Source organism: Clostridium sp. YIM B02506, assembly GCF_022324845.1.
Taxonomy (GTDB): Bacteria; Bacillota; Clostridia; order Clostridiales; family Clostridiaceae; genus Clostridium_T; species Clostridium_T intestinale.
In genome coordinates, this window is record NZ_JAKGTG010000033.1 from 12,671 (window position 1) to 27,882 (window position 15,212).

The 15,212-nt window shown below is 29.9% G+C and carries 15 protein-coding genes; 2 read left to right on the forward strand and 13 right to left on the reverse strand.

Annotated features, from left to right (window positions below):
* Positions 1 to 362 precede the first annotated feature (362 nt).
* The 12 genes from L1S49_RS19135 to L1S49_RS19190 all read right to left on the reverse strand — a co-directional run bounded on the left by L1S49_RS19135 (position 363) and on the right by L1S49_RS19190 (position 10,909).
* Positions 363 to 689, reverse strand: a complete 327-nt coding sequence (locus L1S49_RS19135) for a hypothetical protein (protein WP_238906980.1) — start codon at positions 687 to 689, stop codon at positions 363 to 365.
* Between the two features lie 59 nt (positions 690 to 748).
* Positions 749 to 970 carry a hypothetical protein gene (locus L1S49_RS19140; RefSeq protein WP_238906981.1) on the reverse strand — a complete coding sequence of 74 codons (222 nt, stop codon included), beginning with the start codon at positions 968 to 970 and terminating at the stop codon, positions 749 to 751.
* A gap of 145 nt (positions 971 to 1,115) precedes the next feature.
* Positions 1,116 to 1,880 carry an ABC transporter permease gene (locus tag L1S49_RS19145; RefSeq protein ID WP_238906982.1) on the reverse strand — a complete coding sequence of 255 codons (765 nt, stop codon included), beginning with the start codon at positions 1,878 to 1,880 and terminating at the stop codon, positions 1,116 to 1,118.
* Positions 1,881 to 2,642 carry an ATP-binding cassette domain-containing protein gene (locus L1S49_RS19150; protein ID WP_238906983.1) on the reverse strand — a complete coding sequence of 254 codons (762 nt, stop codon included), beginning with the start codon at positions 2,640 to 2,642 and terminating at the stop codon, positions 1,881 to 1,883.
* Positions 2,643 to 2,720: 78 nt separating this feature from the next.
* Complete coding sequence (locus L1S49_RS19155; protein ID WP_238906984.1) at positions 2,721 to 2,900, reverse strand: cysteine-rich KTR domain-containing protein; 180 nt, start codon at positions 2,898 to 2,900, stop codon at positions 2,721 to 2,723.
* A gap of 66 nt (positions 2,901 to 2,966) precedes the next feature.
* A complete protein-coding gene (locus L1S49_RS19160) occupies positions 2,967 to 3,317 on the reverse strand; it encodes a DUF1048 domain-containing protein (RefSeq protein ID WP_238906985.1) in 351 nt (116 codons plus the stop codon).
* Between the two features lie 55 nt (positions 3,318 to 3,372).
* Positions 3,373 to 3,720 carry a DUF1048 domain-containing protein gene (locus L1S49_RS19165; RefSeq protein WP_238906986.1) on the reverse strand — a complete coding sequence of 116 codons (348 nt, stop codon included), beginning with the start codon at positions 3,718 to 3,720 and terminating at the stop codon, positions 3,373 to 3,375.
* On the reverse strand, positions 3,720 to 4,043 hold the full coding sequence (locus L1S49_RS19170; RefSeq protein WP_238907009.1) for a PadR family transcriptional regulator: 324 nt from the start codon (positions 4,041 to 4,043) through the stop codon (positions 3,720 to 3,722). Before L1S49_RS19170 ends, L1S49_RS19165 begins: the two co-directional genes overlap by 1 nt.
* A 431-nt stretch (positions 4,044 to 4,474) precedes the next feature.
* Positions 4,475 to 5,215, reverse strand: a complete 741-nt coding sequence (locus L1S49_RS19175) for a DUF3784 domain-containing protein (RefSeq protein WP_238906987.1) — start codon at positions 5,213 to 5,215, stop codon at positions 4,475 to 4,477.
* A 158-nt stretch (positions 5,216 to 5,373) separates the two neighbouring features.
* Positions 5,374 to 6,273, reverse strand: a complete 900-nt coding sequence (locus L1S49_RS19180; protein WP_238906988.1) for a GGDEF domain-containing protein — start codon at positions 6,271 to 6,273, stop codon at positions 5,374 to 5,376.
* Positions 6,274 to 6,293: 20 nt separating this feature from the next.
* On the reverse strand, positions 6,294 to 8,396 hold the full coding sequence (locus tag L1S49_RS19185) for a GGDEF domain-containing phosphodiesterase (RefSeq protein ID WP_238906989.1): 2,103 nt from the start codon (positions 8,394 to 8,396) through the stop codon (positions 6,294 to 6,296).
* 287 nt (positions 8,397 to 8,683) lie between these two features.
* A complete protein-coding gene (locus L1S49_RS19190) occupies positions 8,684 to 10,909 on the reverse strand; it encodes a GGDEF domain-containing protein (RefSeq protein WP_238906990.1) in 2,226 nt (741 codons plus the stop codon).
* A 305-nt stretch (positions 10,910 to 11,214) separates the two neighbouring features.
* Here L1S49_RS19190 and L1S49_RS19195 point away from each other — a divergent pair, with 305 nt between their 5' ends.
* Together L1S49_RS19195 and L1S49_RS19200 are read left to right on the forward strand one after the other, a co-directional pair.
* Complete coding sequence (locus tag L1S49_RS19195) at positions 11,215 to 11,781, forward strand: TetR-like C-terminal domain-containing protein (RefSeq protein WP_238906991.1); 567 nt, start codon at positions 11,215 to 11,217, stop codon at positions 11,779 to 11,781.
* A gap of 120 nt (positions 11,782 to 11,901) precedes the next feature.
* On the forward strand, positions 11,902 to 13,671 hold the full coding sequence (locus L1S49_RS19200) for an oleate hydratase (protein WP_238906992.1): 1,770 nt from the start codon (positions 11,902 to 11,904) through the stop codon (positions 13,669 to 13,671).
* Between the two features lie 63 nt (positions 13,672 to 13,734).
* Here L1S49_RS19200 and L1S49_RS19205 read toward each other — a convergent pair whose 3' ends face one another.
* Positions 13,735 to 15,153: an MFS transporter gene (locus L1S49_RS19205; protein ID WP_238906993.1), complete on the reverse strand. Its 1,419-nt coding sequence runs from the start codon at positions 15,151 to 15,153 to the stop codon at positions 13,735 to 13,737.
* Between the last annotated feature and the right edge of the window lie 59 nt (positions 15,154 to 15,212).

A 15,212-nucleotide genomic window follows, 5' to 3' on the forward strand; every position in this document is an offset into this window, starting at 1 on the left:
GTTCCTTCTCTACTTCTCCACGGCTTTCCTTCTCTACTTCTCTACGGCTTTCCTTCTCTACTTCTCTACGGCTTTCCTTCTCTACTTCTCTACGGCTTTCTCTATAAAAATACGGCGTCTCAAGTATGAGCCGCCAGTATTTTTATAGTGTTTGGAGATTCTTCCTAGTATTTCTACTAATAGAGTTCTATATTTCTCGATGGCAATTTAAGCAAGACAATCTTGAACCAAGTGAGGATATTATTAAATATAATCGTACTGCTGGAATTATAGCCCTAATTATAATTACAGTAATGTTTGCTTTTATGATTTTTAGATAGTTTTAATAATTTTAATTATCTCCCTGTTTTAATGGATAAACCTTAAACAAAAATTTCTGCAATGCCAAAAATACCGCTCAATACTATTATTGTTAAAGCTACAATTACACGAGAAATGAAGTTTATGTTTTCATAAGAAATATTCCACTTATTTCTTTTATCAGTTGTAAATAAGAACCAAACATATATCATAAATGGAGCTACACTTAATAATAAATAATATAATCTATTGCCTCCATTTGAGATAGTAAATTCCTGTTGATATTTAATTGAACAACTGATAACTAGCCAACCAGCTACTCCAAGTATGATGTTATAAAAAATAAATTCTGCTATTTCTAAGACTCTTTGTTTCAAATTCTTATTCATTATATCTCCTATACAAAAAAATAATATTAGAGTAAGTATTTTTCATAACTTGTACTACTTTAAAATAAATAAACATTAAATAGAACTAATATTAATGCTAAAATACATAGTTGAACCCACTTCTTATCTACAATTAATCTAATTGCTAAAGAAAACATAATCCAATAAAAAAGTAACTTAGACGTGAATTTAGAATCATAGTCTCTAAAATAAATAAGAGTACCTGCAGCACACACAAAATATATGGCAGAAAACATTTTTGATTTTACTATTTTTCTCATTTTCTCTATAATAATCACCCGCTTTTACTATATTCCCAAAAGGTTTATTAAACTATTTTTACCATATGTCAATTATACTCCTTTTTTACCTTTTTATCACATTATAATTGAATAGGACATAATGATTTTAATGAAACTGAAGCTTCTACAGCGCAGAGTAACGCCTCATTGCAAACATATAACCAACAACTATTATTGCTATACACCAAGCAAGGGCAATCCAGATATCATTTCCTACTGGTTGGTTTGCCAATAAATCACGAATATCTTCTACTATAGGTGTTACAGGCTGATTTTCTGCAAAGGTACGCACTACTTTGGGCATAGTATCTGTTGGTACAAATGCAGAACTTATAAATGGTAAAAATATAATTGGGTAAGAGAATGCTCCTGCGCCATCTGGGGTTTTAGCAGCAAGTCCTGCAATTACAGCTATCCAAGTTAAGGCAAGTGTAAAGATCCCAAGTATTCCAAATACAGCTACCCATTCTAAGATTCCTGCTGAGGAACGGAACCCCATTAATAATGCAACAAGTATAATTACTACTACAGATATTCCATTAGAAATTAATGAGGTCAATACATGTCCCCATAGTACTGTAGAACGAGAGATGGGCATAGAGTGAAAGCGTTCAAAAATGCCACGTTGTTTATCCATAAATAAGCGATAGGCTACATATGCAATTCCGCTTCCAATAGTCATTAACATTATACCTGGTAATAAGTAATTAACATATTTTTCTGTACCTTTTTGGATTGCACCACCAAATACATAAACGAATAATAGCATCATGGCGATTGGTGTGATACAAACTGTAATAATTGTATCCATACTTCTAAAAATGTGACGCATAGAACGTCCAAACATAACACCCATATCTTTAAAAAAATATTTATTTGCAGATTCCATTTATTCCTCCTCCTTTTTGCCAATGATTGTTAAAAATATTTCTTCCAATGTAGGTTGTTTTTCAACATATTCAACTTTTGCAGGTGGGAATAATTTCTTCAATCCTTCTAGTGTGTCTAGAGCTATTATTTTTCCCTCATGAAGAATAGCTATTTTGTCTGCAAGTTGTTCTGCTTCCTCTAAATATTGAGTGGTTAAGAATACTGTGGTTCCTCCAGCTGATAGCTCTTTTACAATCTTCCAAACTTCTAAACGTGCTTCTGGATCAAGACCTGTGGTTGGTTCATCTAGGAAAATAATCTTTGGGTTTCCTACAAGGCTCATTGCGATATCAATTCTTCTTTTCATACCTCCAGAGTAAGTACCTACTCTTCTATTTGCTGCCTCTTTCATGCCAAAACGATTAATTAATTCATCTGCTATTTTGTTTGGACTTTTTAAATGTCTAAGTTTTGCTATCATTTGAAGATTTTCACGTCCAGTCAAAATTTCATCAATAGCAGCAAATTGACCAGTAAGACTTATAGAGGCTCTAATCTCTCCTGGATTTTTTTCAATATCAAAACCATTTATCACAATACTTCCTTCATCAGCTTTAAGTAAGGTAGCCATGATTCTAATCATAGTTGTTTTTCCTGCTCCATTGGAACCTAACAATGCAAATATACCTCCCGTTTCTACTTTAAAATCTACTCCTTTAAGCACTTCTACATCTTTGTAAGATTTCTTTAACCCTTTAATTTGTATGATATTTTTCTTCATTTTCTTTTCCTCCTATATTTTAGTTGATGTAATAAAAAAAGAACCAATAACTGTGATTTTCACTCACGGTTATCGGCTCTACGTCTTAGCGTCTGGCTCTTTGATAACTGATATATTCAGTAGTTTTGCATTTATTATCCTTTCCTGTTTACACTTTGGACAAAATAGGGGGAAGTTTTCAAGTATCGTATCAACACTTATCTTGACCCTTGTTTTACTGCTACATAACGGACATAATATCCATTCATATTTATCCACTATATCCTCTCCCATCACTTTATGCTTTTAAGCACTATCTTTTTAATAGCTGCAATATATCTCTTTTTACTTTGCTTTATCAGTAGCCTTTTTTATGGCCTTGTTAACTTGATGGTTAGTAGATTCTTGATATATATCAGCATAAGTTTTTGAATCTTTAATTAAATCATCACAGAAAGCCGCTACATCACTTCCAGTCACTTCTAATACACCTTTTCCTAGAGCTGCTCCCTCTTCAAAAAGATCTACAATTCCAGAGAGTAAACTTATCCCATCAGTTAGTTCAACAGGACCTACTTTAAATAAATATTTTTCAATTTCTTTATAAACAATCTGATAATCTTTGGGTAGCGCTTTGACACGAGCTACATGTGCACGCCATTCTTTTTTGCCTTCTATAATATCTTGTATTCTCATTTTACCCTCCTTGTATTCCTTATTCTGTACATGAAGATTATTAATCCTCATGCTCCTATTTACCTAACTTTTTGGCTATATTATTATTGAGTTGCTTGCGCCATTTATCACGAAAAGACTTTGCCCCTTCTTCTCCAACTAACGCTGAACAGAAACCTTTAATATCGTCACCCAAAACTTCCTCTACACTCTGCCCCTCTGCTGCAGCTTCTTCAAGCATACCAATCACCCCATCAAGAATTGGCATTAAGTTACGACCTGTGAAATCTGAATACTCCCAAAGATTTTCATTAATTTTTTCCCAAACCTCTTGATAATCATTTGGCATCTTTTTTACTCGTGCTTCAAAAGTTTTCATTTCTTTGGTCATATCATTTCCTGTGATTTTATCCCAAAAATTCATTACCTTCTCTCCTTTAACTCATTAATTCTTGATGATACGAACTCCCATTTTTCCCAGAACTTCTTTAACTCCTCACGTCCTGCATCATTTAGGGTGAAAAACTTTCTAGGTGGTCCCATATCTGATGGTTTTTTTGTGATTTCCACTAATTTATTTTTCTCAAGTCGCACTAATATTGTATAAACTGTACCGTCTACAACATCTGAAAATCCAAGAGCATTGAGACTTCTAGTAATCTCATACCCATATGTCTCCTCATGGCTGATAATTTCAAGAACACAGCCTTCCAGTACACCTTTTAACATTTCCGTAATGTTATCCAGATAAATCACCTCTTCACTATATAGTATCACTTGTATTAAGTATTACTTACTACCACTATATAGTATCACTCAGTAGTAATGATGTCAATATAGTATAATTATTTTTCTCAAAGAGATTCAAAATAATTATATAATTTTAATGGAACCCCAAAGGAGTTCCATTAATTTGTAGTATTCTCAAAAAAACATTTTATTAAGTCAATGTACCTATCTGTATGAATTAAACTAATTTCTCCATGACCACTTTTCTCAATAACCTTTAAAGATATTCATTTTGTAGTGCTTCAATTTGTGGTTTCAATGACCATCATGACAATCCACCACCATGAAGAAAAATGATAACTGGATTATCTTTATTTCCAAACTCCTTAAATATCATATTTACCCTCCATATATCTAATATTTATGATTAACGATAATTGAAATACTTCCTATTTATTAATTTCAGTTCTCTCAATAATATCCTCATAGAGCTTCTCAGTATCACTTTTATTTTCAGTATTTATTACTAAAGTACCTGAATCTGTTTCCATTACTATATAAGTTTTACATTTAGTGTAGGAATAAAGAATATAATCCCCAAACTGATAGTTCCTAAAATGTCCTTCGTTTAGTTTAATGCTTCCCATCCCGTTTGTTCTTCTCCCTATATCAATATTATCCATTATCTTTATAGATTTAATTTCTTTATAATTAACAGACTTATCTGGCCAATCTGAGGCTTCAATCTGAATATTTTCCTCATTTAAATGGAATTTTATATCTCCAGTAGTTAAAAGAAATCCTATAGAGGCAAATAAGATAACAAGAAAAATAAGTGTATACTTTATAGTCTTACCTGTATTTATATCTTTAACTTCCTCAATAGGTCTTGGGGTTTTTTCTTTACAAATGGTGTTAGAGAGTATCATTATAACTATAGTTACTGCAATAATGGCAATTGGCATAAGCCAATATAAAATCCTTGGAGTATTTTCTTTAAAAATTGCAGGAATAGCTAATATAATAGTAATAACACCCATACCAGATCCCATAACATATCCTAATTTCTTTTCATTATATTTTGCTCTCTCTTCTTTACTTGCTGTATTATAACCAGCTATTAAAAATCCTCCTTTACCAGAAAAAAGAACTATTGTAAGAAGAGAAAATAAAGCTACCACAATCCACATTTTATTCATCTCCTATATTGTATTAATATAATAGTAGTCTTTAACCATATTATACCACTATGATATTTAATATTTAAGCTGATTAAAAAAACAAATAAATTAAAAGGGATGAATCTTTATCTAATTCATCCCTTTCTTAAAATTTAAATTTATTAACCTTAATAAACAATTTTATCTCTTCCACTATTTTTGGCTTCGTATAACTTATTATCAGCACATTTTAAGATTTCCTCTACTGTAGTGTTTTCATTCTTAACTGTACATATCCCTATGGATGCAGTAATTTTTATGATTTCATTATCACTAAGTTTAATTTTTGTTTTGTTTATTTTCCCTCTCATTCTCTGAGCTATTTTTATAGCCGCATAATTTTCTACACCTGGAAAACATACTAGAAATTCTTCCCCACCATATCTTGCTATCCAATCTGTATCATTCCTTAAGCATCCTTTTAATATTTTCGAGATTTTCTTAAGTACAATATCTCCATTAATATGACCGAAGTTATCATTTATATTTTTAAAATAGTCTAAGTCAATCATCATCATAGATATAGGTTTTCCATTACTAATACAATAATTTAAATCATTAGGAAGCCTTTCATCTATAAATCTTCTGTTATGTAATCCTGTTAGTTTATCTTCTATAGCTATTTTTTTCATATCTTCAAGTATATTAGTAACTGTACAATCCTCTTCTTTAACACTACTAGAATAAAAAAGGCTATTAGTTACATCCTTAATAAGTTCAACTACAACCTTTTTCCCATTCATATTAGTAGGAATTGCAGAAATTATGTAAGTTTTATCTTCAATATTTTCTATCTTCATACAAGTGCTATTGCTAATCAATGCTCTCATAGAAATACAATTATCGCATACCGTTTTTTTATTTCGTTCACTAAAACAAGATTCTCCTTTTTCTATAAAAATCCCTTCGTTATATTGTAGAACTTTTTTCCTAATAGGATCAACTATTCTTAAAGTATCATATAAGTTTTCTACAATATTAGGATTATCTTTTATAAAATCCATATTACGCTTATCTATTTGGAGCATAGAGTCCTCCTCCGAACATTCTAGTTATTTTCTTTTGAAGCTATCAGCTTCTCAAATTCTTCCTTGGCTATTGGTCTGCTAAATAGATAACCTTGACCATAGTTACATTTTCTCTCTCTTAAGATCAAACGTTGTTCCTCTATTTCAATTCCTTCTGCCACAATCTCTAAATTTAAATCATGTATAAGATTAATAATATGCTCAACTATTACTAAATCACTTTCCTTGTTTATAACGTTTTTTATAAACTCTCTATCTAGTTTCACTATATCTATAGGTAGTTTTTTTAGATAGGTTAATGAAGAGTATCCAGTACCAAAATCATCAAGGGCTATGCCTATTCCAAGTTCTTTTATTTTCCTTAAAATATAAGTTGAATGCTCTAAATCCTTCATTATAGAGGTTTCTGTAACTTCAAATTGTATCTCTTTAGGATCTATATTCCTTTCATTTAGTAAATTTCTTATTTCGTTTATTACCTTATCACTTGTAACCTTTTTTCCTGACATATTTATAGATATTTTTATATTAGAATTTAATTTTTCTTTCCATTCTTTTTTATGTATTAAAACAGTTTCTAATACCCATTTATCAATATCATTTATTAATCCGCTTTCCTCAGCTAAAGGTATAAATTCCATAGGTGGGATATTCCCAATAATAGGATGATTCCACCTTATTAACGCCTCTCCCCCAATTACTTCCCCGCTATTTAAATCTATTATGGGCTGATACAGAAGATAAAACTCTTTTTTCTTTATTGCCTGTCTTAAATAGTTGACTTTTTTAATCAAATTCAAGTTTTTATTTTCTATTTCTAATGAATAGAAGCAGTAGTTATCTTTCATTCCCTTTTTAATATAATACATTGCAATATCTGCACTTTTAAATAGCGAAGAGAGATTTATTCCGTGCTCTGGATAAACCGATATTCCTACGCTATAAGAAACATAAAAATCTTGACTATTTATACTCCAGCTTCTTCTAAGCTCTTTTAATAACCTCTCAACTTCATTTACTACACTTTTTCTATCTTTAATGTTATCAAAAATTATAGCAAATTCATCTCCACCAGATCTTGCAACAAAGTTAGGGTATTTAATAAAATCTTTTAAAATATTAGCTATAGATTTTAAAAGTAAGTCTCCAAATTCGTGTCCTAACATGTCGTTTATATGTTTAAAGTTATCTATATCCATATATATTAATGCAAAACCTTCATCTGTAAGTTTTTTTACTTCAATTAACTCACTTACTTTTTCCTCAAATAAAAGTCTATTAGGAAGTTCTGTTAGCTTATCAATATATGCCATAGAGCTAATTTTATCCTCTAATAACTTCTTTTCAGTAATATCTGTATGTGATCCAGCAATTCTTATTACTTTTCCGTCTTCATTTCTTATGGCTTTCCCCTTACTAAATATCCATTTATATTTACCATTTTTGCATCTCATTCTGTATGTACTTTCATAAGAGCCTTCTTTTGATAAAGTATAGTTATTAATTTTAAGTGTTACTTCATCTCGTTCCTCAGGGTGAAGAAGGTTTTCCCATTCAGCATATGTATTTTTTAACTCATGGTCCTCATATCCAAGATAACTTTTCCACAAAGGTGAAAAATACACTTGATTTTCTATTAAATCCCAATCCCATATGCCGCAATCAGCTCCTTCAACTGCAAGTCCATATCTTTGCTCACTTTTATAAAGGGCATCTTTATTCTCTTGTAACTTAATAAATTGTTCTCTAAGTTCTTCTTCTAGGGCTATTAGTTCTTCATGTGCAGTACTTAATTCATCGTAACTAGTTCCAATTTTATTTAAAACCTTACCTAACACCTTCATTCTAATGAATACTAAATAAAATATCACTAGCGTAGTAATAAATATAAACATCAAACCTTTATAGGTTTGTAGAATTTTATATCTCTCGATACTTCCTGAAATTCTAATTAAAATTTCATCAGAAGTCAAAATCCATAAAATGCTAATAGTTCCATAAAGAAGCGCTATTCTTAATGACTCGCTAATAGGGTTTATCCTGTGTTTATCTAGGTATTTATTAATTTTATCCTCTGTATTTTTCCTTAAATATTTGACAAATCTATCAAATAACTTTAACAAAAAATCACCTCTAATATATTATTTTATTTCTTAAAAATAGACCTACATAACGCAGGTCTTTTTATAAAAAATTAAGTTAAATTATTGACTAAATAAAATTCTATCAAAGTTCAAGGTAAAAAACAACAATAATTGGTAGAATTGTGTAATAATATGTAATAATTTTTCCTGTTATTATTTATCAATCTACATAGTTTTTTTGAGTTTAACTATATAGATTAATAAATGTAAAAAACACGCCCTAAGACGTGTTTTATAATATTACGATATTTATCTAGGAAACTCATTTATTTTTCCAAAAGTAATCCAACTACTTGATTTCTTCCTTTTTCCTTTGCTTCATATAGGGCTTCATCTGATTTTTTAATAAGCTCAATATATCCTAAATAATCATTTGGTACTACAGAGGATACCCCTAAAGTCACAGTTACAAAGTTAGATGCCCTAGAAAATTCGTGAACTAGTCCTAAATTCTCTACATTTTTTCTAAAACCTTCAGCAAAATTTATTGCTTCTTCTAACTCTGTGTTTGGAAGGATAATAACAAACTCATCACCGCCATATCTTGCTGCAAAATAATCCTTAATTAAAGATTTTCTAAGTTCATTGCTTATGGTTACAATGCAGTTATCTCCTTCTGTATGTCCATAGTTGTCATTGTATTGCTTAAAACAGTCTATATCAAAAACTATTATTGATATACTATTTCTCTTCTTTTTAGCCCTCTCCCATTCATCACCAATTACAAAGTCAAACTTACGTCTGTTTGGTATATTGCTTAATCCATCATATTCCGATAAGTACTTTAGCTGATTATTTGTAGCTTCTAGCTGCTTTTGAACCTTTCTTCTTTCTTCAACTTCAATGAATAAACTTTTTGATTTTATTGCATTATTTATTGCTATTGCTGCGTATGAAGAAAGTGCTTTTATCATTTCAACTTTAAGCATTGTAAATGAGTCTTTTTCATTTGCCTGTACGGTAAGTACTCCTATTATGTCATTATCTATTATTAATGGACAAAATATAGCTGAATTAAGCTCTTCATTATCTTTATTATTAATATAATTTACATCTTCTATATAGTTTAAATACTCATTTACCATGTCGTTAATTACTATGATTTTATTTTCTTTTAAACATTTTACAGCCATGCTTGAACTATTGTCAAAATTAGTTTCACTCACTTTTATTTTATCTTTATTTTCTATATAATAGTGATATTTGATTTTTCTTTTTTCCTCATTATATATTCCAATCCCAAAGGTATTAGCTTTCATAAAAACCTTGATTGTATCATAAATCATTTCGAATATTTTATCTAAATCTAATGTTGTTGTAATCTTTTCTCCTAATTCACTTATAATTGAAATATTTTTTATAATTTCTACTAGTTCATCTGCTCTTCTTTTAAAGTTTTCATTTTTTTCTGTTATACTTTTATTTTCATTTTCAAGATTATCTACCTTAATCTTTATTCTTAAATTTTTTGCTCTATTTTCTAACTCTATTGGCTCTAGCATTTTTTCATTTTCAAAATATAGTTTATAATATTTATTTGCATTATGAATATCTTCTATTTTTTCATAAAGTCTTATAACTCTTTTGCATATTTCCATGGTTTTTGCATAAAGTCTATTTTCTATTGAGATTTTATATAATTCAACTAAGGTTTCAATTGCCAAATCACATTTACCTATATTTTCAAGAAAATTACTATAATCCATAAGAACTTCTATTTTAATATAGGCATAGTCAATTTCATCTGCTATAGAAAAAGCTTCTGAAAAATATCTCTCACACTTCTCGTAATCTCTAAGCTTTTCATAAACTAATGCCAATAAGCCACAAGCTTCAACTATAGAAATTTTGTATTCATTATTAGTTAAATACTTGTAGGATTTATTTAAATACTCAAGGGCTTTGTTATAGTTACCAATCTGATATTCTATATTTCCTAAATTGGTATACACTATCCCTATTCCTAATGTATCCTTATACTCCATATTATTATAAAAATCTAATGCTTTATTATAGTTCATTAAAGCTTCTTCATAACATTTAACTTCTCTGTATACTTCCCCCATATTATTATAGATTTTTGCAGCATATAACTCAAAACTAGAATCTTCATAATAATTGTTTCCTTCTTTGAGATTTGGCGCAAGATTCTTCGCTGAATTATAGTGCTCAAAACTTTTTTCATATTCCCCCATATCAAAATAAACATTGCCTATGTTTATATGTGATCTTACTTGTATATCATTTATACCATGTTTTCGTGCAATTCTAATAGAAGTAAATAAATATTCCATAGCTTTTTCATATTTACTCATATCAGAGTAAGCTCTTCCTAAAAAATTTAGTACAAAAGCAATGCCCTTTTCATGTTTTTCCTTTACACATAAGGAATATACTTCATGGGCGAACTCAATAGTATCTTCCTCAAATTTATATTTATTCTTTTTTAATTCTTCTAACATTTCATTAAGATTTTTATTATTTTCCCCCATTAAATTGGTTCGCCTCCAAGTTTTATTAAATCCTTCTATGTGATATTCTAGAATTTCTATAATATATTGTATTTTAACATATCTATATAAAAATAACATCTAATTTAATAGTTCCTATAGTGGTTTATTTACAATAATATCATTGTAGCATTTCTATTTACTCATTTATGTTAAATGCTCAGTTATATAAAAACCAAACTTTTCAAATTTTTGTTAATTTTAAACCTATACTAACATTATTATGCCCTAAGTTTAAAATCTTAGGTTATTATTATATTAGGAAATTTGTATTTGGAGGAAGATTTATGGCACAAACCACTAAAAAGGCTCTTGCCTCATCTCTTAAAAAACTTTTGGCTGAAAAAACTTTAGATAAGATTACTGTTATAGATATCACAAATGATTGTGAAGTTAATAGACAAACCTTCTATTATCACTTCAAAGATATATATGATCTTGTTGAATGGATTTATACTAGTGAAGCTTCAAGAGCTTTAGGCAACAAAAAAACCTATGATACCTGGCAGCAAGGTTTTAATGAAATTTTTAAATATGTATATGAAAATAATAACTTTGTTATAAATACTTATCATTCTTTAAACAGAGAACATCTAGAAAATTTTCTTTATAATGAAACTTACACTCTTTTAATTGGTGTCATTGAAGAAAAAGCTTCTGGCATACCTGTAAGAGAGGATGATACAGCTTTTATTGCAAACTTCTATAAATATGCTTTTGTAGGGCTTATGCTTGAATGGATTTCTAAAGGTATGAGAGAAAACCCCTCTTCCATTATAGAAAAAGTTAACACTTTAATTCACGGTGATATCGTTAAAGCCTTAGAGAAGTTTAGGACAGATAAACATATTTAGACAATCCTAGGTAAATGTATAAATTTTAGTCATCCCTTCTTTATTGTCTATTGTTACCTTACCCTAATTTTTCTATCATTTACTTGTAAGGTAAAGATAATTATTTGGGAGGTATTTAAAATGTATTATAGTAATGGAAATTATGAGGCATTTGCTCGTCCTCAAAAGCCTAAAGATGTTGATAGAAAATCAGCTTATCTTGTAGGGTCAGGTTTGGCGTCTTTAGCTGCTGCTTGTTTTTTAGTTCGTGATGGTCAAATGAAAGGTGAACATATTCATATCTTGGAAGAACTTAATATTGCAGGTGGTGCCTGCGATGGTATAAATGATGTGCAAAAAGGCTTCGTTATAAGAGGCGGACGTGAAATGGAAAATCATTTTGAATGTTTATGGGATTTATTTAGATCTATCCCTTCACTTGAAACTGAAGATGCTTCTGTTTTGGATGAATTTTATTGGCTTAATAAAAAAGATCCTAACTATTCCCTTATGAGAGCAACTATAAATAGAGGTGAAGATGCTCATACAGATAATAAGTTTACTTTATCTGAAAAAGCTTCTATGGAAATAATGAAACTATTTATGACTACTGATGAAGCTTTATATGACAAAAAAATTACTGATGTATTTACTGAAGACTTTTTTGCTTCTAACTTTTGGTTATATTGGAGAACCATGTTCGCTTTTGAAGATTGGCACAGCGCTTTAGAAATGAAGTTATATCTTCAAAGGTTTATTCATCATATTGGTGGGCTTCCTGATTTCTCTGCATTGAAGTTCACTAAGTACAATCAATATGAATCTTTAATACTTCCAATGATAAAATACCTTGAAGCTCATGGTGTTAACTTTCAATATGATACTAAAGTAACTAATGTTGTTTTTGATATAAATAAAGGTAAAAAGGTTGCTACTAAAATTGTATGTTTAAGAGGAGGAAAGGAAGAATCTATTGATTTAATAGAGGATGATTTAGTATTTGTTACAAATGGTAGCTGTACAGAAAATTCAACCTTAGGAGACAATGATCATGCTCCTACATTTAATGATTCTCCTGGTGGCTGTTGGGAACTTTGGAGAAACATAGCTAAACAAGATCCATCATTTGGTCATCCTGATAAGTTCTGTACTGATACTAAGGCAACTTCTTGGGAATCTGCAACAGTAACTACTCTTGATGATAAAATACCTCCTTATATAGAAAAAGTCTGCAAAAGAGATCCTTTTAGCGGAAAGGTTGTTACAGGTGGAATAATATCAGTAAAGGACTCAAACTGGCTTATGAGCTACACTTTAAACCGTCAGCCACATTTTAAAGAACAACCTAAAAATCAGCTTGTAGTTTGGATATATGGATTATTTTTAGATGTTCCTGGAAACTATATTAAAAAACCTATGAGAGAATGTACAGGTCTTGAAATTACTGAAGAGTGGTTATATCACTTAGGTGTTCCAGAAGCTCAAATTCATGACATGGCTCTAAATTCAGCTCGCTGTATTCCATGTATGATGCCATATATAACTGCTTTCTTTATGCCAAGAACAGAAGGAGATAGACCTAAAGTTGTTCCAGAAGGAAGTGTAAACTTTGCATTTATTGGACAATTCTCAGACACTGTTCGTGACACAGTATTTACTACAGAATACTCTGTAAGAACAGCTATGGAGGCCGTTTATACCCTTCTTGATGTTGACCGTGGAGTTCCTGAAGTTTTTAATTCTTGTTATGATGTGAGAGCATTATTAGATGCTACTTCAAAAATGATGGATGGTAAAAAACTTACTGATATGAAGGTTCCGTTTTTTGTAGGTATTGTTGAAAAAATAGGACTTAAAAAAATCTCTGGAACTGTAATAGAAGATTTATTAAAACGCTATAATGTAATTTAAACCTAAAAGCACTCTATCAATCCAAAATAGAGTGCTTTCTCAATATTCCACTATATAAATCTTCTAATTTTTATTTCTTTTTAACCTTAATCCAGTAATTAAAACCCCAACTAAGCAGATAATTGCTGCTACTATATATACATATCTCATTCCATATATAAATACATCACTTCTACCCTCAACATATCCATAAACTTTTTCTCCCATCTTAATACTCATAAAAGAATATAAAAGCAATGTAGCCATGGCAACTCCTGAGGTTTGAGCTAAGTTTCTCACAAAAGCATTAATGCTTCCTGCAATTCCTAGTTTATTGCTGGGAGCTGAAGACATAACAAGAGAGTTATTAGGTGATAAAAACAGTGCGTTTCCAACTGCTAATAAGGCTATAAATATAATCAAAGAATACAAGCTTGAATTTTCATTTAAGGTTGCCATCAATCCTAACCCTAAACCCATTAACGCTAATCCCACTAAAGTTAATGACTCAGAGCCAATTTTATCGGATAAATGTCCACTAAAAGGTGCAAGTACTGTAATTATTATTGGTGAAATCATCATAATCATTCCAGCATAACTTGGACTCATTTTTAATACATCTTGAAGATAAAAGGGTTGAACCATATTATTGCTGTTAAATGCAACATAACATATAAAGGTACACAATATCCCCACTGAAAAAAGTGAATTTTTAAATAGCGAAAGGTCTATAAGAGGATATTTAAGCTTTTTTTCTATATATATAAGTACATAGAATAAGCATATTGCTACTATAAAACCTAAAATTATCAAATAGTTATCATATCCTACTCTTTGTCCTACTAATAATGAACAGAATAAACATATAACACTTGCTCCAAATATTCCAGCTCCCAAGAAGTCAATTTTTTCTTTTTTGTCTTCTATCTTTTTAGGTAGAATTTTAATTCCCATTATCACCGCAATTATTCCTATTGGTATATTAATGAAAAATATATAGTTCCAACTTAAGTATGAAATTATAAATCCTCCAAGTGCAGGACCAAGCATTGTTCCAAGAGCTAAAAAGGTTGCATTTATACCAAGTGCCTTCCCTCTTTCATTAGCTGGAAATACCTGAGTTATTATCCCTTGATTGTTTGCCATAGCTGCTGAGGCTCCTAACGCTTGAATTATTCTAAAAAAAACTAAAGAACTGAAGCTTTTTGATAATCCGCATAACAATGACCCTATAGTAAAAACCAGCAATCCTAAATTAAATATTTTTGATTTTCCTTTTATATCTCCTAAGCGTCCAAAGAACAAAATCGTACTAACTATTGTAACTAAATAAGAAATTACTATTAATTGAATAGATGTCATGTTTACTTCAAATATTTTTACCATTGCAGGTAATGCAACATTTATTATTGTACTATCCAAAGTTCCCATAAAGGGTAGAAGTACTACAATAGCCAATATTAATCCTCTGTTTTTGTATTCATTTTTACTTTCTATGTTCATTTAAAACATCATCTCTTTACTAAGTTCTCTTAAGTTATAATATTAAATATAAACCTATA

Excerpts from the sequence above, each read along its gene's own strand:
- L1S49_RS19135 (WP_238906980.1), bottom strand. The coding sequence starts at position 689 with ATGAATAAGAATTTGAAACAAAGAGTCTTAGAAATAGCAGAATTTATT.
- L1S49_RS19140 (WP_238906981.1), bottom strand. The coding sequence starts at position 970 with ATGAGAAAAATAGTAAAATCAAAAATGTTTTCTGCCATATATTTTGTG.
- L1S49_RS19145 (WP_238906982.1), bottom strand. The coding sequence starts at position 1,880 with ATGGAATCTGCAAATAAATATTTTTTTAAAGATATGGGTGTTATGTTT.
- L1S49_RS19150 (WP_238906983.1), bottom strand. The coding sequence starts at position 2,642 with ATGAAGAAAAATATCATACAAATTAAAGGGTTAAAGAAATCTTACAAA.
- L1S49_RS19160 (WP_238906985.1), bottom strand. The coding sequence starts at position 3,317 with ATGAGAATACAAGATATTATAGAAGGCAAAAAAGAATGGCGTGCACAT.
- L1S49_RS19165 (WP_238906986.1), bottom strand. The coding sequence starts at position 3,720 with ATGAATTTTTGGGATAAAATCACAGGAAATGATATGACCAAAGAAATG.
- L1S49_RS19175 (WP_238906987.1), bottom strand. The coding sequence starts at position 5,215 with ATGTGGATTGTGGTAGCTTTATTTTCTCTTCTTACAATAGTTCTTTTT.
- L1S49_RS19180 (WP_238906988.1), bottom strand. The coding sequence starts at position 6,273 with ATGCTCCAAATAGATAAGCGTAATATGGATTTTATAAAAGATAATCCT.
- L1S49_RS19190 (WP_238906990.1), bottom strand. The coding sequence starts at position 10,909 with ATGGGGGAAAATAATAAAAATCTTAATGAAATGTTAGAAGAATTAAAA.
- L1S49_RS19195 (WP_238906991.1), top strand. The coding sequence starts at position 11,215 with ATGGCACAAACCACTAAAAAGGCTCTTGCCTCATCTCTTAAAAAACTT.
- L1S49_RS19200 (WP_238906992.1), top strand. The coding sequence starts at position 11,902 with ATGTATTATAGTAATGGAAATTATGAGGCATTTGCTCGTCCTCAAAAG.
- L1S49_RS19205 (WP_238906993.1), bottom strand. The coding sequence starts at position 15,153 with ATGAACATAGAAAGTAAAAATGAATACAAAAACAGAGGATTAATATTG.